Annotated in this window: 18 protein-coding genes; 12 read left to right on the top strand and 6 right to left on the bottom strand. The window is 69.2% G+C overall.

Annotation, left to right across the window (positions count from 1 at the left end):
- The first annotated feature begins 13 nt into the window (after window positions 1-13).
- The gene (locus ACWAT3_RS03940; protein WP_460796050.1) at window positions 14-2,338 is read left to right on the top strand and encodes an arylsulfatase; all 2,325 of its coding nucleotides are present in this window, start codon (window positions 14-16) and stop codon (window positions 2,336-2,338) included.
- 57 nt (window positions 2,339-2,395) lie between these two features.
- On the opposite strand, the gene ACWAT3_RS03935 is transcribed toward ACWAT3_RS03940, so the two are convergent.
- A complete protein-coding gene (locus ACWAT3_RS03935; RefSeq protein ID WP_460796048.1) occupies window positions 2,396-2,965 on the bottom strand; it encodes a dihydrofolate reductase family protein in 570 nt (189 codons plus the stop codon).
- 72 nt (window positions 2,966-3,037) lie between these two features.
- Here ACWAT3_RS03935 and ACWAT3_RS03930 point away from each other — a divergent pair, with 72 nt between their 5' ends.
- The 3 genes from ACWAT3_RS03930 to ACWAT3_RS03920 all read left to right on the top strand — a co-directional run bounded on the left by ACWAT3_RS03930 (window position 3,038) and on the right by ACWAT3_RS03920 (window position 5,543).
- Entirely contained in the window at window positions 3,038-3,613 is a 576-nt protein-coding gene (locus ACWAT3_RS03930; protein WP_460796046.1) for a TetR/AcrR family transcriptional regulator, read from the top strand.
- A 46-nt stretch (window positions 3,614-3,659) separates the two neighbouring features.
- Window positions 3,660-4,688, top strand: coding sequence for a lactonase family protein (locus ACWAT3_RS03925; protein WP_460796045.1), 1,029 nt, complete (start codon window positions 3,660-3,662; stop codon window positions 4,686-4,688).
- Window positions 4,689-4,823: 135 nt separating this feature from the next.
- Complete coding sequence (locus ACWAT3_RS03920) at window positions 4,824-5,543, top strand: Pr6Pr family membrane protein (RefSeq protein WP_460796043.1); 720 nt, start codon at window positions 4,824-4,826, stop codon at window positions 5,541-5,543.
- On the opposite strand, the gene ACWAT3_RS03915 is transcribed toward ACWAT3_RS03920, so the two are convergent.
- From ACWAT3_RS03915 to dnaK, 5 genes are read right to left on the bottom strand one after another with little or no spacing between them, the layout of a single operon-like run.
- Window positions 5,483-6,850, bottom strand: coding sequence for a flavin monoamine oxidase family protein (locus tag ACWAT3_RS03915; protein WP_460796042.1), 1,368 nt, complete (start codon window positions 6,848-6,850; stop codon window positions 5,483-5,485). The genes ACWAT3_RS03920 and ACWAT3_RS03915 overlap by 61 nt on opposite strands.
- Before the next feature lie 55 nt (window positions 6,851-6,905).
- A complete protein-coding gene (locus ACWAT3_RS03910) occupies window positions 6,906-7,340 on the bottom strand; it encodes a heat shock protein transcriptional repressor HspR (protein ID WP_460796040.1) in 435 nt (144 codons plus the stop codon).
- Window positions 7,341-7,398: 58 nt separating this feature from the next.
- Window positions 7,399-8,379: a DnaJ C-terminal domain-containing protein gene (locus tag ACWAT3_RS03905; RefSeq protein WP_460796039.1), complete on the bottom strand. Its 981-nt coding sequence runs from the start codon at window positions 8,377-8,379 to the stop codon at window positions 7,399-7,401.
- A 7-nt stretch (window positions 8,380-8,386) separates the two neighbouring features.
- Window positions 8,387-9,034 carry a nucleotide exchange factor GrpE gene (locus ACWAT3_RS03900; protein ID WP_460796037.1) on the bottom strand — a complete coding sequence of 216 codons (648 nt, stop codon included), beginning with the start codon at window positions 9,032-9,034 and terminating at the stop codon, window positions 8,387-8,389.
- Window positions 9,035-9,036: 2 nt separating this feature from the next.
- Window positions 9,037-10,899 carry a molecular chaperone DnaK gene (gene dnaK / locus ACWAT3_RS03895; protein WP_460796035.1) on the bottom strand — a complete coding sequence of 621 codons (1,863 nt, stop codon included), beginning with the start codon at window positions 10,897-10,899 and terminating at the stop codon, window positions 9,037-9,039.
- A 311-nt stretch (window positions 10,900-11,210) separates the two neighbouring features.
- Between dnaK and ACWAT3_RS03890 the strand changes: the two genes are divergently transcribed.
- The 8 genes from ACWAT3_RS03890 to cobA are packed head-to-tail and all read left to right on the top strand — an operon-like array spanning window position 11,211 to window position 19,676.
- On the top strand, window positions 11,211-12,929 hold the full coding sequence (locus tag ACWAT3_RS03890) for a nitrite/sulfite reductase (RefSeq protein WP_460796033.1): 1,719 nt from the start codon (window positions 11,211-11,213) through the stop codon (window positions 12,927-12,929).
- Window positions 12,926-13,669, top strand: coding sequence for a phosphoadenylyl-sulfate reductase (locus ACWAT3_RS03885; protein WP_460796031.1), 744 nt, complete (start codon window positions 12,926-12,928; stop codon window positions 13,667-13,669). The genes ACWAT3_RS03890 and ACWAT3_RS03885 overlap by 4 nt, the downstream gene beginning before the upstream one ends.
- Window positions 13,666-14,604, top strand: coding sequence for a sulfate adenylyltransferase subunit CysD (cysD, locus tag ACWAT3_RS03880; RefSeq protein ID WP_460796029.1), 939 nt, complete (start codon window positions 13,666-13,668; stop codon window positions 14,602-14,604). Before ACWAT3_RS03885 ends, cysD begins: the two co-directional genes overlap by 4 nt.
- Window positions 14,604-15,950, top strand: coding sequence for a sulfate adenylyltransferase subunit 1 (locus ACWAT3_RS03875; RefSeq protein ID WP_460796027.1), 1,347 nt, complete (start codon window positions 14,604-14,606; stop codon window positions 15,948-15,950). Before cysD ends, ACWAT3_RS03875 begins: the two co-directional genes overlap by 1 nt.
- 37 nt (window positions 15,951-15,987) lie before the next feature.
- On the top strand, window positions 15,988-17,049 hold the full coding sequence (locus tag ACWAT3_RS03870) for an ABC transporter substrate-binding protein (protein ID WP_460796025.1): 1,062 nt from the start codon (window positions 15,988-15,990) through the stop codon (window positions 17,047-17,049).
- A complete protein-coding gene (locus ACWAT3_RS03865; RefSeq protein WP_460796023.1) occupies window positions 17,049-17,921 on the top strand; it encodes an ABC transporter ATP-binding protein in 873 nt (290 codons plus the stop codon). The genes ACWAT3_RS03870 and ACWAT3_RS03865 overlap by 1 nt, the downstream gene beginning before the upstream one ends.
- Window positions 17,911-18,813 (top strand): ABC transporter permease, encoded by a 903-nt coding sequence (locus ACWAT3_RS03860; protein WP_460796021.1) that lies wholly within the window; start codon window positions 17,911-17,913, stop codon window positions 18,811-18,813. Before ACWAT3_RS03865 ends, ACWAT3_RS03860 begins: the two co-directional genes overlap by 11 nt.
- On the top strand, window positions 18,810-19,676 hold the full coding sequence (cobA, locus tag ACWAT3_RS03855; RefSeq protein ID WP_460796020.1) for a uroporphyrinogen-III C-methyltransferase: 867 nt from the start codon (window positions 18,810-18,812) through the stop codon (window positions 19,674-19,676). Before ACWAT3_RS03860 ends, cobA begins: the two co-directional genes overlap by 4 nt.
- The last annotated feature ends 31 nt before the right edge of the window (window positions 19,677-19,707 follow it).

Genomic DNA, 19,707 nt, shown 5'->3' with positions numbered 1-19,707 from the left:
TCGGAGGGCAGCAATGGCCAAGGAATTCGCCGGCAAGATCGCACTCGACGTCCGCGACTCGGTCGCGGACTGGGGACCATACGAACCGACGAGGGCGAGTCAGGACGTCCCCAATATCCTCGTCATCCTCTATGACGACACCGGGATGGCCTCGTGGTCGCCGTACGGCGGGCGCATCAACATGCCCACGCTTGATCGCCTCGCCGAGAACGGCCTCACCTACACGCAGTGGCACACCACGGCGCTGTGCTCGCCGACGCGCTCGACCTTCCTCACCGGGCGCAACCACAACGCGGTCGGCATGGGCTCGATCATGGAGGCCACGAACGGTTTCCCTGGATACTCCGGCCACATCCCCGAAGACTGCGCGACGGTCGGCCAGATCCTGCAGAAGAACGGGTACTCCACGTTCTGGGTCGGCAAGAACCACAACGTGCCAGAGGAAGACGTCTCCACCGGCGGAAGCAAGGAGCAGTGGCCGCTTGCGCAGGGCTTCGACCGCTTCTACGGATTCCTCGGCGGCGAGACGAACAACTGGTACCCCGACCTCGTCGAGGACAACCACTTCATCGAGCCCCCGTACGCCCCTGAGCAGGGCTACCACCTCTCCAAAGACCTCGCCGATCAGACCATCCGCCTGATCCGCGACCAGAACGCCTCGAACCCGTCGAAGCCCTGGTACACCTGGTTCTGCCCAGGCGCGAATCACGCGCCGCACCACGCACCCAAGGACTACATCGACAAGTACAAGGGCGCCTTCGACGACGGTTACGACGCCTACCGCACCTGGGTGCTTGAGCGCATGATCGAACGCGGCATCGTTCCCGCGGGCACTGCGCTGACGCCGCTCAACCCCATGCCGGACGATCAGGCGAATCCCGCCGACTATGTCAAGCCGTGGGACACCCTCTCCCCGGACGAGAAGCGCCTGTTCGCCCGCATGGCCGAGGTGTTCGCCGGCTTCAGCGAGTACACCGACGCCCAGATCGGCCGCATCATCGACTACCTCGAGGATTCGGGACAACTCGACAACACCCTCATCTTCTACTGCGCCGACAACGGCGCCTCTGGGGAGGGATCCCCCGACGGCTCGGTCAACGAGAACAAGTTCTTCAACGGGTTCCCGGACGACCTGAAGGAGAACCTCGACAAGATCGGCGTCCTGGGCGGCCCCGAGACCTATAACCACTACCCGACCGGGTGGGCGGCGGCGTTCTCGACTCCGTTCCAGATGTTCAAGCGGTACTCGCAGTTCTCGGGCGGCACCTGCGACCCGATGATCATCCACTGGCCGGCGGGCATCACGGCCAAAGGCGAGATCCGCCACCAGTACCACCACTCGACCGACATCGTCGCGACGATCCTCGACGTCGCAGGGATCGAGATGCCATCGGTGTTCCGCGGGATCGAGCAGCGTCCGCTCGACGGCGTGTCGATGAAGTACTCGTTCGATGCGGCGCCGGACGGGCCCACCGAGAAGAAGGTGCAGTACTACACGATGCTCGGCACGCGCGGCATCTGGAAGGACGGATGGAAGGCCTCGGCTATCCACGCCCCGCTCACCGGCCACGGCAGCTTCGACGAGGATCGCTGGGAGCTCTACCACGTCGAGACAGACCGGTCTGAGTCGAAGGACCTCGCGGCTGAACACCCCGAGAAACTGAAGGAGCTCGTCGAACTGTGGTTCTCCGAGGCCGAGCGCAACAATGCGCTCCCTCTGGACGACCGCTCCGCCCGTGACCTGATCACGATCGAGCGACCGCAGGCCGAACCGCCGCGCACCCGGTACATCTACTACCCTGACACCACAGCCGTCGCCGAGAGCGTCGCCGTGAACGTCCGCGGCCGGTCGTACAAGATCATCGCGGACGTCGAGCTCGAGGAAGGCGCCGAGGGCGTGCTGTTCGCGCACGGTTCGCGCTTCGGCGGGCACTCGCTGTTCATCAAGGACAACACGCTGCACTACGTGTACAACTTCCTCGGCATCCCGCCGGAGCAGAGCTTCGTCTCAGGGCAGCTCACCCCTGGCACGCACGCGCTGGGCGTGGAGTTCATCCGCGAGAGCGCAGGAGAGCACGGCGAGTCGGTCGGCACCGCGAAGCTCTACATCGACGACCAGGTCGTCGCCGAGGGCCCGATGCGCGCGCAGGTCGGCAAGTTCACGCTCGCCGGAGACGGTCTGTGCATCGGCTACGACAGCGGAGACGCGGTCAGCGGACAGTACTCCGGCGGGTTCCCGTTCACCGGCGGCACGCTGCTCGGTGTCGGAGTCGACGTGAGCGAGGAGCAGTACCTCGACCTCGAGCTCGAGGCGCAGGCGGCATTCGCCCGCGAATAGCCGGTACGCACGAAGCGGGGCGGGGAGGTTTCGACCTCTCCGCCCCGCTTCGTGTCGTCAGGCGGCGCGCTCGTACTCGGCGAGCACGACGCCGGACTCGAACGCGGTCGTCGCCGTGCGAGAGAGCGCTTGCGGCGCGTAGCCGCGGCGTCCGAACAGCGGGATGCCGTCGCCGATCATCACCGGATTGATCTTCAGCACGAGCCGATCGATCTCATCCGCCAGAGTTGCGGCGAGCGCGCCGCCGCCGCACAGCCAGATGCCCTTGCCATCCTCCGCCTTGAGCGCGCGCACGGTCTCGACCGGGTCGCCGGAGACGAACTCGACGCCCTCCACCGGTTCGGGAGCGCGGCTGGTGAAGACGACTTGCCGAAGATGCCGATACGGGCTCGGCAGCACTGGCAGCCCGACCGCGTAGGTGTTCCAGCCCATCAGCACGGTGTCGAACAGCTCGCCATCGGTGGGGATGCCGAGCGCTTCATTGATCTGCGTCGGGATGGTCTGGTTGAACCGGGTGTTGATCGCATCCCGGTGATCGCCCTCCGCCAGGAAGAAATCGAACTCCCCGGCAGGCCCAGCGATGAAGCCGTCGAGGGTGACGGCGACGTAGTAGGTCAGTTCGCGCACAGGATCTCCAATCACGACAGGTGAAGTGGTCAAAGACTACAACAGGTGCAGTGGTTGCGCTAGTCTCAGGTCATGGCGAAGAACGAAGCGCGGCGCAACGCGCTGGCGGATGCCGGCATCGCCGTCCTGGCGGCGGAGGGATCCCGAGGGCTCACGCACCGCGCGATCGATGAGCAGGCCGGAGTTCCCACCGGCACGGCATCGAACTACTTCCGCACCCGCGAGGCGCTGATCGCCGGTCTGTTCGAACGGATCGGTGCCCGCCTCGCGCCGACGCCGGAGGATCTCGAGCGTCGAGCGTCCCAGGAGCCCAGCCGGGAGCTGTTCGCCGAGTACCTTCGTGACATCGTGCGGCGCCTGTCCACGAACCGCGAGGTGACCCTGGCGCTGTTCGAGCTGCGGCTGGAATCCGCGCGACGCCCCGAACTCGCGGCCACCGTGTCGTCGTGGCTGCGCACCGGCTTCGCCGCCGACGTCGCATTCAACGCGGCAGTCGGCCTCCCCGGCGGCGCGGCGGAGATCGCCCTGTTCCACTACGCGATCGACGGCCTCCTGCTCGACCGGCTCACGTCCTCGATCGATCCGGGAACCTCGACGGATGCCATCGTCGACGCCCTGGTCGAGGGGCTGCTTCCGCGAGAGAAGTGACAGGACCTCCACGGCGCCGCTCTCCGGGGACCCCTAGCATCGGAGCATGACCGATTCCGCACTCGTCCTGGTCGCCAATGCCGGCGACGGCTCCCTCTCGTCGTTTCGACTCCAGGACGGTCGCCTCGAGCGCCTGTCCGTAACCGAGGGGATCACCGGTTGCTCGACGTTCGCCGTCGACACCGAACGCGACCTCGTTTTCGCCGCGGTGAAAGGCGAGCCGGCCGGAATCCTGACACTGTCGCTGGATCGCGCGAGCGGTCGCCTCACTCCGCTGTCCCGGCGGGATCTGCCGGCGGGCGGCATGAACTACCTCGCGCTCGCTCGCGGGGGAACCCTGCTGCTGGGCGCCGCGTACGCCGGCGGCTACGGCATCAGCTGCCCGATCGAGGACGGCGCCGTCGGCGAGCCCGTGTCGACGATCGAGTACCCCAACCTTCACTCCGTGATCGCCAGCGACGACAGCCGCTTCGCGTACCTCGTGTCGCTGGGCGCGGACCTCGTCGCGCAGTACGCGATCGACGACGACGGTCGTCTCGTGGCGCTCGATCCGGGCACCGTGGCCGCCCCCGCGGGCAGCGGGCCGCGGCACCTCGTCATGAACGCCGCACAGGATGCCGTGTACATCCTCACCGAGTTCTCCGGCGAGGTCCTGCACTACCGCAGGGACACCACGGCGGGCACGCTCGCCCTGCACGGCGCGACCACCGCTCACGACATGTCGCGCGGGCTCGGCCACAGCAGGTTCGGCGCTGACCCCCGCGAGCACCACTACATCTGGGGCGCCGATCTGCATCTGGACGCATCAGGGCAGCACCTGTGGTGCTCGGAGCGCACCGAGAGCACCCTGGGCGCTGTGCGGATCGACGACGACGGATCCGTCACCCCTCCCACGCGATTCACGGTCACCGAGACGCAGCCCAGAGGGTTCGCGGTCAGTGCGGACGGCGCGTACCTCGTCGCCGCCGGAGAGGCGTCGACCACCGTCTCGCTGTACGCGATTCACGACGACGACCTCGAGCTGCTCCAGCAGGCCGAGACCGGCCGCGGTGCGAACTGGGTGCGCTTCGTCTGACGTCGGGGACGATGCGGACACGCGGACACCGCAGGAACCGGCTCGCCCACCGAAGCACCCTCGCCCCACCGGACTCACACGCGCGCTCCGTAGACTCGCCGGATGAGGCCGCGCAGGAGAGGAGGCGGATCGAACGTGCGTTGGCGGACGATCTTCGGCGTGCTGCGCCTGCTCACCGCCGCCGTGTGCCTGGCCGCTCTGACCCACCGCCTCTTCTGGGGGCTCAGCTCGAACACGGTCGCCGGTGACAACTTCTTCGCGTATCTGACCGTGCAGTCGAACTGCGCCCTCGTGATCCTGCTCACGATCGGCGGTTTCCTCGCGTTCCGACGCCCCGACGACCCTCGATGGTTCACGATCGCCCTCGCGCTCGCCCTCACCTGGACGATCACCGCCGGGCTCGCCTTCTCCCTGATCGTCTGGCAGGCGGGCCTGCGCGGCATCCGCATCGACGTGCCCTGGTCCGATCAGCTGCTGCACTTCTGGCTGCCCGCCTGCACGGCGCTCGCCTGGGGGCTAACCCCCGGGCATCGCCGGGTGACGTGGCGCGTGGTGCCGGCATCCCTCGCGTTCCCGATCGTGTGGGGTCTGGTGACGCTGTGGCGCGGGCCGTCGATCGGCTGGTACCCGTACTACTTCCTCGACCCGCGGCAGGTGTCAGGGCCACCGGAGTTCGTCGTCACGTGCGGCCTCGCGCTGGCGATGTTCGCGCTGGTCGCGACCGCGGTCGTCGGCGTGAGCCGGATGCCGAGCCCCTGGGCGCCCCTCGCCAGACGACGCGCGGCGAAGCGGAACTACGACTCGGCGGGGATGAAGGGCGCGAGCGACGCGAGGGCGGCGACGACGGCATCCTGATCGCCCAGCTCGGCGAACTCCTCGGCCGCCTCACCGCCGACCAGGCCGACGAGCACCGGCTCGCCCGTGCCGGGCGCGAGATTGAACCACGTGCGGATCAGGGCATCCCCGTCGACCACGTGCCACAGGGCCGCCTCGGTGTCCCAGAAGGCCTCGTCGAACCGCAGCCAGATCGTCTCGATCGCACCGACGCCGAGCTCGGCGATCGCTCCGCGGTGCGTGAACGGAAGCGCGGGTGAGAACTCGATTCCGCCGTGCTGCAGCACCCCGAGCGGAACCGTCAGCACGACACGATCAAACGAGAGCGATTCCCCGGTTCCGAGTCGGAGGCTGACTCCGGTGTCGTCATACGCGACGCGTGTGACCGGCGACGACAGGCTCACTTCGAGCCCCTCGAGCAGAGATTCGACGAACGCGGTCAGGTCGGCTGACGGCGCCGCGTAGCTCTCCGGCGGGAGCGCGGGAGGGAACCAGGACGACTGCACGTCCGCATCGGCGCCGGATGCCGCCGTGACGGTCGCGAGCAGCGCGGCCAATGCGGGGTCCTCGGTATCCACGCCTGCTGCGGTGAGCGCGTTGGCGACCGCGATGTCGGCCGGCTGCGCCTGAGCGGCTTCGAGTGCACGGGAGACGACCGCGGCGTCGAACGGGTCGACGGGGCCGTCGGACGAGCGCCAATCGGTGTCGACCAGATCGAGCAGCCGCGTGTCGATCGTGGCGAACCGCTCGCGCAGATCGGTGTCGTCGCCGCTCAGCATCCAGCCGCCGAGCTGCACCGGAAGCGGCCAGGCGTCGTCGACGCGCGAGTCGATGCGCCCGCCGAGCCGATCACGCGCTTCGAAGACCGTCACGGCGGCGCCGTCCGCGGCCAGGCGCCCGGCCGCCACGGCACCGGCGAGACCGGCGCCGACAACGGCGATGCGTTCGCCCGCAGCCGCACGGGTGCGCAGCTCGATCGCGGCGCGTTCGCCCGATCGGATCGCGCCGCGCATGGTTCCGGGCGCATGGGCGTCGGTCGCCTCACCGGCGAAGAAGAGCCGCTGCTCGATCGGGTCGGCGAGCGCCTGACGCAGGCTCGGCTGCGCACCGACCGGCGTGAAGCTCACGCCGCCGCGCGAGAACGGATCCGTCGACCACGTGCTGCGCATCGAATGCGTGGGCGCCGGGCCGGCGAACGTCGGCGGCGGATCCGTCGGGGTGCGAGTCGGCGTGGGCGTCGGCGTCGGCTCCGGCGTGCAGGACGCGAGAAGCACACTCATCGCGCCGACTCCGGCGCCGATCAGCAGTGTGCGACGCGTCATCCTCATGGTGCCGCCACCTTACCGCGGCGACCTGTCCGCGGGCCTGCGCCCGCCGGCATCGTCAATCCTGATCGTCGCGACGATCACCCGGTCGCCACAGCACGACCTCTGTGGATCGGCGGATGCGGCGGCCGGATGCCATGGGGATGACACCGCTCGCTCCGGCGGCGAAGACGCGCACGCCAGGGCGGTTCTCGCGTTCCGCGCGCAGCGCGCCCTCGAGGTCGAGGACGCGACGGCGCAGCATCCGCACCTCGTCCTCCAGATGCAGCAGGCGTGAGATCGCCGGCAGACTCATGCCCTCGCCGGACAGGCGCGCGACCTCGCGCAGCTGCTGCACGTTCCGCGCCGAGTACCGGCGCGAGCCGCCACGCGTGCGACCGGGGATCACGAGCCCGATGCGGTCGTACTGGCGCAGCGTCTGCGGGTGCATGCCCGCGAGTTCGGCGGCGACGGCGATGGTCAGCACCGGAGCGTCATCATCTTCGGGGCCCATCGCCGTCGCCTCCTGAGGCTCTATCGAATCGTGCCGCGCTCGACGAGCACGGGGTGGATCAGCCGCGCGCCTTGGCCATCAGGTCGCCGCGCGGGTTCTCCTTCGGCTCGGCAGCCGCGAAGGCCTCGAGTGCCGCGCGGGCGTCGTCGTCGAGGTGCGACGGCACAGCGACCTGCAGCTCGGCGAGCAGGTCGCCCGTGCCCTTGCTGCTCGTGATGCCCCGTCCCTTGACGCGCAGGACGCGCCCCGACGGCGTGCCGGGCGCCACCCGGAGCTTCACGGTGTCGCCGCCGAGCGTCGGCACCTCGATCGTCGCGCCCAGCGCAGCCTCGGTGAAGGTCACCGGCACCGTGATGCGGAGATTCAGCCCGTCCCGCGTGAACACGGGATGCGGACGCACCGCGATGCTCACCACGATGTCGCCGCTCTCCCCGCCGTCCGGCGACGGCCGGCCACGTCCGCGCAGACGGATCTTCTGACCGTCCGCCACCCCGGCCGGGATCTTCACCTTGAACGGCTTGCCGTCCTCGCCCTGCAGCGTGATGGTCTCGCCCTGCGCCGCCGTGACGAAGTCGAGCGTCGTCCGCGCGGTGACGTCGGCACCGCGCTGCGGTCCGCCGAAGCCGCGGTAGCCGCCGGATGTCTGACCGAACCGACCGGAGCCGAACGATCCGCCCTGCCCCTGGTTGAACATCGCGAAGATGTCCTCGAAGTCGGCGGACGACTGACCGCGCTGCCCGAACCGGCTGAAGACGTCCTCGAAGCCGCCCGCACCCGCACCGCTCGCGGTGAAGCGCGCACCGGAGCCCATCGCACGGATCTCGTCGTACTCCTTGCGCTGCTCCGCGTCGGAGAGCACCGAGTACGCCTCGCTGATCTCTTTGAACGTCGCCTCGGCCGCGGCATCCCCCGGGTTGGAATCGGGGTGGTACTTGCGGGCGAGCTTGCGATAGGTCTTCTTCAGATCCGCATCGCCGACGTCCTTCGAGACGCCGAGCGTCTTGTAGAAGTCCTTGTCGAACCAGTCCTGGCTTGCCATCTGACCCCTACTCCGCCGGGACGGCGACGACGACCTTGGCCGGGCGCAGCTCGACATCGCCCAGGCGGTAACCCACCTCGACGACCTCGAGCACCGTGGTGGTCGTGGCGCCAGGGGTCGGCTGCTGGAAGATCGCCTCGTGGTGCTGCGGGTCGAACTCCTCGCCCTTCTCGCCGTACGAGACGACGCCGAGGCGCTCCACGACGGCCCGCACCTTCTCGGCGATCACGGCGAAGGGCGTGCCCTCCACGAGATCGCCGTGCTGCGCGGCGCGATCGAGATCGTCCAGCACGGGGATGAGGCCCTTGACGGCTTCGCCCTTGGCGCGATCGATCTCGACCTGACGCTGCTCCTCGGTGCGCCGACGGTAGTTGGCGTACTCGGCCTGCAGACGCTTGAGGTCGTCCAGCAGCGCGGATTCGAGATCGGCCAGTACGGCGTCCTCCGCCGCGGCCTCACCGGTCTGCGCGGTTCCGAGGATGTCGTCGACCGTCAGGTCGTCCGCGGGGGACTCATCCGAGCCCTCAGCAGCTGCGGCCTCGGAGGAATCCGGTTGCGGAGCGTTGTCGAAGCGGTCCTGCGGCGCGGGGCCGGATGCCGCAGCATCCGACCCCTCGCCGCCGGGAACCTCGTTGTCGAAGTTCTTGTCCGTCATGGTTACTTCTTCTCTTCGTCCTCGTCGATGACCTCGGCGTCGATGACATCCTCCTCGGCGGAGGCGTCACCGGCGGGGGCGTCGCCCTCGGGTGCGGCTCCAGCCGCGGCATCCGCCTGGCTCTGCGCGTAGATCGCCTCGCCGAGCTTGCCCTGCGACTCGTTCAGCTTGTCGAACGCGGCCTTGACGGCGTCGTCGTCCTCGCCGGCCAGAGCCGTCTTCAGAGCGTCGACGTCGGCCTGGACCGAGTCCTTCACGTCGGAGGGGAGCTTGTCCTCGTTCTCCTTGATGAGCTTCTCGATCGAGTACGCGAGGGTCTCGGCCTGGTTGCGCTGCTCGAGGGCCTCGGCGCGCTTCTTGTCCTCTGCCGCGTTCTCCTCGGCTTCGCGGACCATGCGCTCGATGTCATCCTTCGACAGCGACGAGCCGCCCGTGATGGTCATCGACTGCTCCTTGCCGGTGCCCTTGTCCTTCGCGGACACGTGCACGATGCCGTTCGCGTCGATGTCGAACGTGACCTCGATCTGCGGGATGCCACGGGGAGCCGGGGCGATGCCGGTGAGCTCGAAGGTGCCGAGCGGCTTGTTGTCGCGGGTGAACTCGCGCTCGCCCTGGAAGACCTGGATCGCGACGGACGGCTGGTTGTCGTCTGCCGTGGTGAAGGTCTCGCTGCGCTTGGTCGGAATCGCCGTGTTGCGGTCGATGAGCTTCGTCATGCGGCCGCCCTTGGTCTCGATGCCGAGCGACAGCGGGGTGACGTCGATGAGCAGCACGTCCTTGCGCTCACCGCGCAGGACGCCGGCCTGCAGGGCGGCGCCGACGGCGACGACCTCATCCGGGTTCACGCCCTTGTTGGCGTCCTTGCCGGTCTCGCGCTTGACGAGCTCGGCGACGGCGGGCATGCGGGTGGAGCCACCGACCAGCACGATGTGGTCGATGTCGGCGACCTTGATGCCTGCCTCGCGGATGACGTCTTCGAACGGCTTCTTGGTGCGGTCCAGGAGGTCCTTCGTGAGGTCTTCGAACTTCGCGCGGGTGATGGTCTCGGACAGCGACACCGGGCCGGATTCGGTCAGCGACAGGTAGGGCAGGTTGATGCTGGTGCTCGACGAGCTGGAGAGCTCCTTCTTCGCCTGCTCAGCGGCCTCCTTGAGACGCTGGAGGGCGATCTTGTCGCCCGAGACGTCGACACCGGAGGTCTCCTTGAACTGCTTGATCAGGTGGTCGACGAGACGCTGGTCCCAGTCGTCGCCGCCGAGGCGGTTGTCGCCGGCGGTCGAGCGCACCTGGATCGTGGAGAAGTCGTCATCCTTGCCCACCTCGAGCAGGGAGACGTCGAACGTTCCGCCACCGAGGTCGAAGACGAGGATGAGCTCGTCCTCCTTGCCCTTGTCGAGACCGTAGGCGAGAGCCGCAGCGGTGGGCTCGTTGATGATGCGCAGGACGTTCAGGCCCGAGATCTCGCCGGCCTCCTTGGTGGCCTGTCGCTCGGCGTCGTTGAAGTACGCGGGGACGGTGATGACGGCATCCGTGACGGTGTCGCCCAGGTACGACTCGGCGTCGCGCTTGAGCTTCTGGAGGATGCGCGCGGAGATCTCCTGCGGCGTCCACTTCTTGCCGTCGACGTCGAACGTCCAGTCGGTGCCGACGTGGCGCTTGACGGAGGCGACAGTGCGGTCGACGTTCGTGACGGCCTGGCGCTTCGCGGTCTCGCCGACGAGCACCTCGCCGTCCTTCGTGAACGCGACGACCGAGGGGGTCGTGCGGAAGCCCTCGGCGTTGGCGATGACCTTCGGCTCGCCACCTTCGAGGACGCTGACGACGGAGTTCGTCGTACCGAGGTCGATTCCAACAGCACGTGCCATGTGATTCTCCTTGTGATTTTCGGTCGGGGGTCTGCGGCGATCAGAAAACCTGAGTCGCGATGACTCAACTGTACCTCGAGCTCCGGATGCTGTCAAACAAAGTTGATACGAGTTCACTCAAGTTTTACCGAGGCGGGCGACACGTGACCGTGCATTAGACCGCATGACCCCACATGCACGCCTTCTATGTCGTCATGTTTCGTCGGCTGACGTCATGTGTCACCTTCCCGTGACGTCTTTCGGGGTTAACGCCAGAGTTGTCCAACGCCATCTCCGACGAGCAGTGCCGAGCAGTGCAGAGAGCCACCTCCATGACCACGCCACAGCAGACCCCGATCCGCGGTGCACGCACCCGCACGACCAGGACGCCCACCAAGCCGCACGGTCAGTGGCTGGTCGACGGCACGGAACCCCTCAACGGCAATGAGGAGTTCAAACTCGCAGACAACGGCCTCAACGTCCGCGAGCGCATCGAGAACGAGTATTCGGTCGGCGGGTTCGCGTCGATCGATCCGACCGACCTGCACGGCCGTTTCCGGTGGTGGGGGCTGTACACGCAGCGCAAGCCCGGCATCGACGGCGGCCGCACGGCCCAGCTCGAGCCGCACGAGCTCGAGGACGAGTACTTCATGCTGCGCGTCCGCATCGATGGCGGCCAGCTCACCACTCACCAGCTGCGCGTGATCGGTGAGATCTCCACCGAGTTCGCCCGCGACTCCGCCGACCTCACCGACCGGCAGAACATCCAGCTGCACTGGATCCGCGTCGAGGACGTCCCCGAGATCTGGCGCCGCCTCGAAGCGGTCGGGCTCAGCACGACCGAGGCCTGCGGCGACGTGCCCCGCGTCATCCTCGGATCCCCCGTCGCCGGCATCGCCGCCGACGAGCTCATCGACCCGACGCCGCAGATCCAGGAGATCGCGGAGCGCTTCGTCGGCGATCCGACCCTCGCGAACCTGCCGCGCAAGTACAAGACCGCGATCACCGGCCACCCGAGCCAGGACGTCGTGCACGAGATCAACGACTGCGCGTTCGTCGCCGTCGAGCATCCTGAACTGGGCATCGGCTACGATTTGTGGGTCGCCGGCGCACTCTCGGTCGTCCCCCGCCTCGGCGAGCGCCTCGGCGTCTTCGTCGCCCCTGACCGTGTCGCCGAGGTGTGGCACGGCGTCACCCAGATCTTCCGGGACTACGGGTATCGGCGCCTGCGCAACAAGGCGCGTCTGAAGTTCCTGCTCGCCGACTGGGGCACCGAGAAGTTCCGGGACGTACTCGAGACCGAGTACCTCGAGAGCCCGCTGCCTGATGGCCCCGCGGCCCCGATCCCGACCACGATCGGCGATCACGTCGGCATCCACGAGCAGAAGGACGGCCGGTTCTACGTCGGTGCGGCGCCGCTCGTCGGCCGCGTCTCGGGCAGCACCCTGACCGCCCTCGCGGATCTCGCCGAAGTGCACGGATCGCAGCGCGTGCGCACCACGCCGTACCAGAAGCTGCTCGTGCTCGACATCCCCGAAGCCGAGATCGACGCCCTGGTCACCGGCCTCGACGCGATCGGCCTGTCGGCGCGCCCGAGCCTGTTCCGCCGCGGCACGATCGCCTGCACCGGCATCGAGTACTGCAAGCTCGCGATCGTCGAGACCAAGGCGAATGCCGCGACCGCGATCGAGCAGCTCGAAGAGCGCCTCGGCGCCCTCGAGCCCGAGATCGGCCGCCCGATCACGCTGCACGTGAACGGATGCCCGAATTCCTGCGCCCGCATCCAGACGGCCGACATCGGCCTGAAGGGCCAGCTCGTCTCGATCGACGGCGAGCAGGTGCCCGGCTACCAGGTGCACCTCGGCGGCGGCCTCGCCGGCGTCGACCGCGCGGAGGCCGGCCTCGGCCGCACCGTGCGCGGGCTGAAGGTCGCGGCTGACGGCATCGCCGACTACGCCGAGCGCGTCATCCGCCGCTACCTGGCCGACCGCGTCGACGGCGAGAGCTTCGCGCAGTGGGCCCACCGCGCCGAGGAGGAGGCACTGCAATGACCGTCAGTCTCGCCCCCCGCATCCGGACCAGGCGCACCAGGGAAGAGCTCGCCGCCCTCGCCGCACAGGGCAACGAGGAACTCGGCAGCCTGACCGACCACGAGGCCTCGGCCGCCGAGGTCGTCGCCTGGGTCGCCCGCAACTTCGGAGCGGATGCCGCCGCCGTCGCCTGCTCGATGGCCGATGCCGCGCTGCCGCACCTGGTCGCCGAGCACCTCCCCGGCGTCGACGTGCTGTTCCTCGACACCGGCTACCACTTCACCGAGACCTACGCGACGCGCGACGAGGTCGAGCGCGCGCTGGACGTGCGGATCGTCGATGTGACACCGGACCAGACGGTCGCCGAGCAGGATGCCGAGTTCGGCGCGAAGCTGTTCGCACGCGACGCCGCGCTCTGCTGCGCGCGCCGCAAGGTCGCTCCCCTCCAGGACGCGCTCGGCGGGTACGAGCTGTGGTTCACGGGCGTGCGCCGTGACGAGGCCCCCACCAGGACGAACACTCCGCTCGTCACCTGGGACGAGCGCAACGGCCTGGTGAAGGTGAACCCGGTCGCGGCGTGGAGCTTCGACCACGTGCTGGAGTACGCCGCCGAGCACAAGGCACCGGTGAACCTGCTGGTGAACTTCGGGTACCCGTCGATCGGCTGCGAACCCTGCACGAAGCAGGTCGCCCCTGGCGAGGACCCCCGCTCCGGCCGATGGGCCGGGCAGGCGAAGACAGAATGCGGGCTGCACGAATGACGATCAACACGACCGCCGCTTCGACGCGCTCGGCGACCGAGGGCAGACTCAGCGCCCTCGACCAGCTCGAGGCCGAAGCCATCCACATCATCCGCGAGGTCGTCGCGGAGTTCGAGCGCCCCGTGCTGCTGTTCTCCGGCGGCAAGGACTCCGTGCTCGTGCTGCACCTGGCGACCAAGGCGTTCGCCCCCGGCCGGGTGCCGTTCCCCGTGCTGCACGTCGACACCGGGCACAACTTCCCCGAGGTCATCGCGTTCCGCGACGAGACCGTCGCCCGCCTCGGCCTCACCCTCGAGGTCGCGAGCGTGCAGGACTACATCGACGACGGCCGGCTCACCGAGCGCCCGGACGGCACCCGCAACACGCTGCAGACACAGCCCCTGCTGGATGCGATCACCGCGGGCAAGCACGACGCCGTGTTCGGCGGCGCGCGCCGCGACGAGGACAAGGCCCGCGCCAAGGAGCGCATCATCTCGCTGCGCGACGAGTTCGGCCAGTGGGACCCGCGCAACCAGCGCCCCGAGCTGTGGAGCCTGTACAACGGCCGCCACCTCCCCGGTCAGCACGTGCGCGCCTTCCCGATCTCCAACTGGACCGAGCTCGATGTCTGGCGCTACATCGAGCGCGAGAACATCGCGCTGCCGCCGCTGTACTACGCATCCGAGCGCGAAGTCTTCCGCCGCGACAACATGTGGTGGGCGGTCGGCGAGTTCGCCCAGCCGTCGAAGGGCGAGGAGATCGAGCGCCGCGTCGTCCGCTACCGGACGGTCGGCGACATGAGCTGCACCGGTGCGGTCGAATCGGATGCCGTCGACACAGCATCCGTCGTCGCCGAGGTCGCGCGGTCGACGCTCACCGAGCGCGGCGCCACCCGTGCGGACGATCGCATCAGCGAAGCCGCCATGGAGGACCGCAAGAAGGACGGGTACTTCTGATGAGCATCATCCACGCTTCGACGGACGCAGCGAGCGGGGCAGGCTCGGCGAGCCCGCAGGCGACACTGTTCCGGTTCGCGACGGCCGGCTCCGTCGACGACGGCAAGTCGACCCTGGTCGGTCGACTCCTGCACGACGCCAAGGCGATCCTCGCCGATCAGCTCGAGCAGGTCGCCTCGACGTCCCGTGCCCGCGGCTTCGCGCATGGCGAGTTCGACTTCGCCCTGCTGACGGACGGCCTGCGCGCCGAGCGCGAGCAGGGCATCACGATCGACGTCGCGTACCGCTACTTCGCCACGGATCAGCGCAGCTTCGTCCTGGCGGACTGCCCCGGTCACGTGCAGTACACCCGCAACATGGTCACCGGCTCCGCGACCGCGGATGCCGTGATCGTGCTGGTCGACGCGCGCAAGGGCGTGATCGAGCAGACCCGACGGCACCTCGCCGTCGTCTCGCTGCTGCGAGTCGCGCACGTGATCGTCGCGGTCAACAAGATCGACCTCACCGGCTACGACGAGGACCGCTTCGTCGCGATCGAGCTCGAGGCCGAGCGGGTCGCCGAGCAGCTCGGACTGTCCGGCATCCACGTGCTTCCGGTGTCGGCGCTGGAAGGCGACAACGTCGTGGACCGGTCGCCGCAGACGCCCTGGTACACCGGCCCGACGCTGATCGAGCTGCTCGAGACCCTGCCGACGCAGGAGGAGACCGAATCGGCGGATGCCGCGTTCCGCCTTCCCGTGCAGCTGGTGCTGCGCCCGCAGGGCGGCCTCGACCCCCGCATCCCTGCGGAGGAAGCCGAGCGCTACCGCGACTACCGCGGCTTCGCCGGTCGTGTGTCATCGGGCACCGTCCGCATCGGCGACCGCGTCGAGGTGCTGCCCGGCGGACACGAGACCGTGATCACCGGCATCCGAGTCGCCGGCCACGAGGCCGAGTCGGCCGCGGCAGCGCAATCGATCTCGGTGACGCTCGCCGACGAGGTGGATGCCGCCCGCGGCGCCGTCATCGCGGCAGCCGGCACGGCACCGGTGCCTCGTCGCGAAGCCGTCGTCGAGGTGTTCCAGCTCGACACGCGCGACACCGTTCCCGGCGCCAAAGTGCTCGTCAAGCACGGCACGTCCACGGTGCAGGCGCTGATCGCCGAGATCGTCGACCGCCGCGACCTCGAGACCCTCGAGCATGAGGCGGCCGAACGCCTCGCCGTGAACGAGATCGGCCGCGTGCGCCTGCGCTTCGCCGCCGACCTGCCGCTCGAGCCGTACGCGGTGAACCGCGCCGCCGGCTCGCTGCTGCTCATCCACCCCGTCGATGGGGCGACGCTCGCCGCCGCCACCGTCGTCGACTGAACCTGCACCACCCCTCACCGTCTAAGGAGGCGAAACCGTGAAGATCACCCGCAAGACCACCGCTCTCACCGCGCTAGGACTCGGGGCCATGATGCTCGCCGGCTGCGCTTCCTCCGCGCCAGGCACCGAAGCAGAGTCCGTCGACGAGGTCCGCCTCGGCTACTTCGCCAACGTCACCCACGCACCGGCCCTGGTCGGCGTCGAGGAGGGGCTGTTCGCCGACGCGCTCGGCGACGACATCGAGCTCAAGACCGAGATCTTCAACGCCGGCCCCGCCGCGATCGAAGCCCTCTCGGCCGGTGCGATCGACGCGACCTACATCGGCCCGAACCCGTCGATCAACACGTTCATCCAGTCCGGCGGTCAGTCAGCGCACATCATCGCCGGGGCCACCTCCGGCGGTGCGGCGCTGGTCGTCCGCGACGGGATCGACGATGTCGCGGATCTCGAGGGCACGAACATCGCGAGCCCGCAGCTGGGCAACACGCAGGATGTCGCGCTGCGCAGCTGGCTCGCGGACGAGGGCTTCGAGACCTCGACCTCCGGCGGCGGCGATGTCACCATCACCCCGACCGAGAACGCCCAGACGCTGACGCTGTTCCAGCAGGGCGAGGTCGACGGCGCCTGGCTGCCCGAACCGTGGGTCTCGCGCCTGATCGTGGATGCCGGCGCGCACGTGCTCGTGGACGAAGCGGACCTCTGGGACGACGGCGCCTTCCCGACGACCGTGCTGCTCGTCCGTGCCGAGTTCGCCGAGGACCACCCCGACGTCGTCGAGAAGCTCCTCGAGGGTCACATCGCATCCGTCGCCTGGCTCGACGAGAACGCCGCCGAAGCCCCAGAGGTGATCAACACGGCACTGACGGACGCCACGGGCAAGGGGCTCTCCGACGAGGTGCTGACCCGGGCTCTCGAGAACGTGACGTTCACGGTCGACCCGCACGCGGAGACGTTCACGACCCTGGTCGAGAACGGCCTCGCCGCCGGCACGCAGAAGGACGGGTCCATCGACGGGCTCTTCGACCTGACCGCGCTGAACGCGCTGCTCGAGGAGGACGGCCAGCAGCCGGTCTCCGCGGGCGGCCTCGGGGACGAATGATGACGCGCACCCCGGAGGGCCGCTCAGCGACCACCGACAACTCCCTGGCAGCGACCCAGGAACGGCCGAAGGGTGCGTCCTCGCTGGGGCCGAGCTTCGACGGCGTGACTCCGATCGCCCCGGCATCCGCTCCGGTGGAGCCGATCGTGCGGATCGACCACGTCACGAAGCGCTTCGGAACCGGCCCCGTCGTCCTCGATGACGTGTCTCTCGACATCGCTCCCGGCGAGTTCGTGTGCCTGCTCGGGGCATCCGGATGCGGAAAGTCGACGCTGCTGAACCTCATCGCGGGCCTCGAGCCGGTGTCGAGCGGGTCGATCTCCGTGCCCAGCAGCGGCGCGGCCGTGATGTTCCAGGAGTCCGCCCTGATGCCGTGGCTGACCGCCCGCCGCAACGTCGAGCTCGCGCTGCGCCTGCGCGGCGTCCCTCGTGCGGAGCGCCGCGAGGAGGCACGGCGCCTGCTCGGAACGGTCAACTTGGCGGATGCCGGAGACAAGCGTCCGCACGAGCTCTCCGGAGGCATGCGCCAGCGTGTCGCCCTCGCGCGCGCGCTCGCTCAGGATCGCTCCGTGCTGCTGATGGACGAGCCGTTCGCCGCGCTCGACGCCATCACCCGCGACCTGCTGCACGAAGAGCTGGAGCGGGTCTGGCGCGCCACCGGGCGCACCATCGTGTTCGTCACGCACAATGTGCGCGAGGCCGCACGCCTGGGCCAGCGCGTCATCCTGCTCTCCAGCCGCCCTGGCCGGATCGCCAGGGAGTGGAAGCTCGGCGGCACCGCCGGGCGGCGCATCGAATCGCCGGAGGTCTCGGCACTGGCCGCCGAGATCACCACCGAGCTGCGCGAGGAGATCCGACGCAATGCCGCTTGAGACCGTCAAGACCCCCGCCGCCTCCGGCGCGGACGAGCTCGACACGCTCTCCGCCGGACTCGACCGGCTGCAGAGCGAAGAGGACCAGCGCTCGTCGCCCTGGCGCAACGTCGTGGGCAAAGTGCTGCCGCCGATCATCCTGCTCGTCGCGCTGCTGGCCGCCTGGCAGCTGTACGTCGTGATCGCCCAGCCGCGGCCGGACATCTCCCCCGGCCCCCTGCAGGTGGCTGCCGCGCTCGGCGACGCCTGGGAATCCGGACGCCTCCAGGAGGCCGTCGCGACGAGCCTCGAACGCGGCATCCTCGGCTTCCTCATCGCGATCGTCATCGGCACCCCGCTCGGACTGCTGCTCGCCGAGTGGAAGGCGCTGCGCCGCGCCGCCGGCCCGCTCATCTCCGGCCTGCAGGTGCTGCCCTCGGTCGCCTGGGTGCCCGCCGCCATCATCTGGTTCGGCCTCAGCGACGCCACCGTCTACTTCGTGATCCTCATGGGCGCGATCCCCTCGATCATCAACGGCCTGCTCTCCGGCATCGACCAGGTGCCGCCGCAGCTGCGCCGCGCGGGCATCGTGCTGGGCGCAAGCCGCTGGCAGCTCGCCACCGCGGTGATCCTCCCCGCGGCCCTGCCCGGCTACCTCGCGGGCCTCAAGCAGGGGTGGGCGTTCTCGTGGCGTTCGCTGATGGCTGCCGAGATCATCACGGGCGCCGGCACCATGGGCTTCGGCGTCGGCACGATGCTGCAGCAGACCCGTGAGCTCGCGGACCTCGCAGGCGTCCTCGGAACGATCCTCGTGATCCTCGCGATCGGCATCCTCATCGAACTCGTCCTGTTCGGGCCGCTCGAACGGCGTCTGCTGCGCAGCCGCGGGCTCGCCCCCGGAGGTGCACGATGACCGGTCGCGTGACGCTCGTCGGCGCTGGCCCCGGGGATGCCGGACTGCTGACGCTTCGCGGGCTCCGCGCCCTCGAGGAGGCGGATGTCATCGTCGCCGACCGGCTCGGCGCCCGCGCCGTACTGGACCAGCTCGCAGCGGAGGGCACCGCCCTCACCGCCGAGGTGATCGATGTCGGCAAGCTGCCAGGGCACCACACGGTGCCCCAGGACGGCATCAACGCGCTGCTCGTGCAGCTCGCCACCGAGGGCAAGCGCGTCGTGCGCCTCAAGGGCGGCGACCCGTTCATCTTCGGACGCGGACGCGAGGAGCAGCTGTTCTGCGAGGAGGCCGGGGTGGCGGTCGACGTCGTCCCCGGCGTCACGAGTGCCATCTCGGTCCCGGCTGTCGCCGGCATCCCTCTCACGCATCGCGGTGTGTCGACGTCGTTCACGATCGTGAGCGCGCATGACCAGATCGCCCCGGGCGGGACCTTGAGCCAGTCGAAGAGCGACCACACGGTCGTGCTGCTCATGGGCGTGAACACCCTGGGCCACTCGGCGCATGTGCTCGCCTCCGGTCCGCGCGGCGCTGCGTGCCCCGTCGCGATCGTCGAGGACGGCTACGGCGCGAACGAGCGCGTGACGATCGGCACGCTCGGCACGATCGCGCACCTCGCCGCGATCCGCCAGGTCCGCTCGCCAGCCGTCGTGGTGGTCGGCGATGTGGTGCGGCTCAGCCCGCACGCGGCATCCCTCCCGGCCTCCGAACCGGCTTCCGAGTCCGCACCCCGCGCCCGCTGGTTCGAGGCGATGGATGCCGGACTCGCGGTCGACACCGGCCTCGGCCGGGCGATCGACAGCACTCTCGACTACGTGATCTGACCCCGTTCGCACGCTCCGCGGAGCGGCACCC

It is taken from the genome of Microbacterium sp. GXF0217 (assembly GCF_054798195.1).
The sequence above is the reverse complement of the archived record's forward strand: the minus strand, read 5'-3'. Positions and strand labels throughout refer to the sequence as shown.

What these genes read in the sequence shown, in the direction of transcription:
- ACWAT3_RS03940 (WP_460796050.1), top strand. Translation starts at nt 14, where the DNA reads ATGGCCAAGGAATTCGCCGGCAAGATCGCACTCGACGTCCGCGACTCG.
- ACWAT3_RS03930 (WP_460796046.1), top strand. Translation starts at nt 3,038, where the DNA reads ATGGCGAAGAACGAAGCGCGGCGCAACGCGCTGGCGGATGCCGGCATC.
- ACWAT3_RS03925 (WP_460796045.1), top strand. Translation starts at nt 3,660, where the DNA reads ATGACCGATTCCGCACTCGTCCTGGTCGCCAATGCCGGCGACGGCTCC.
- ACWAT3_RS03915 (WP_460796042.1), bottom strand. Translation starts at nt 6,850, where the DNA reads ATGAGGATGACGCGTCGCACACTGCTGATCGGCGCCGGAGTCGGCGCG.
- ACWAT3_RS03910 (WP_460796040.1), bottom strand. Translation starts at nt 7,340, where the DNA reads ATGGGCCCCGAAGATGATGACGCTCCGGTGCTGACCATCGCCGTCGCC.
- ACWAT3_RS03905 (WP_460796039.1), bottom strand. Translation starts at nt 8,379, where the DNA reads ATGGCAAGCCAGGACTGGTTCGACAAGGACTTCTACAAGACGCTCGGC.
- ACWAT3_RS03900 (WP_460796037.1), bottom strand. Translation starts at nt 9,034, where the DNA reads ATGACGGACAAGAACTTCGACAACGAGGTTCCCGGCGGCGAGGGGTCG.
- dnaK (WP_460796035.1), bottom strand. Translation starts at nt 10,899, where the DNA reads ATGGCACGTGCTGTTGGAATCGACCTCGGTACGACGAACTCCGTCGTC.
- ACWAT3_RS03890 (WP_460796033.1), top strand. Translation starts at nt 11,211, where the DNA reads ATGACCACGCCACAGCAGACCCCGATCCGCGGTGCACGCACCCGCACG.
- ACWAT3_RS03885 (WP_460796031.1), top strand. Translation starts at nt 12,926, where the DNA reads ATGACCGTCAGTCTCGCCCCCCGCATCCGGACCAGGCGCACCAGGGAA.
- cysD (WP_460796029.1), top strand. Translation starts at nt 13,666, where the DNA reads ATGACGATCAACACGACCGCCGCTTCGACGCGCTCGGCGACCGAGGGC.
- ACWAT3_RS03875 (WP_460796027.1), top strand. Translation starts at nt 14,604, where the DNA reads ATGAGCATCATCCACGCTTCGACGGACGCAGCGAGCGGGGCAGGCTCG.
- ACWAT3_RS03865 (WP_460796023.1), top strand. Translation starts at nt 17,049, where the DNA reads ATGACGCGCACCCCGGAGGGCCGCTCAGCGACCACCGACAACTCCCTG.
- ACWAT3_RS03860 (WP_460796021.1), top strand. Translation starts at nt 17,911, where the DNA reads ATGCCGCTTGAGACCGTCAAGACCCCCGCCGCCTCCGGCGCGGACGAG.
- cobA (WP_460796020.1), top strand. Translation starts at nt 18,810, where the DNA reads ATGACCGGTCGCGTGACGCTCGTCGGCGCTGGCCCCGGGGATGCCGGA.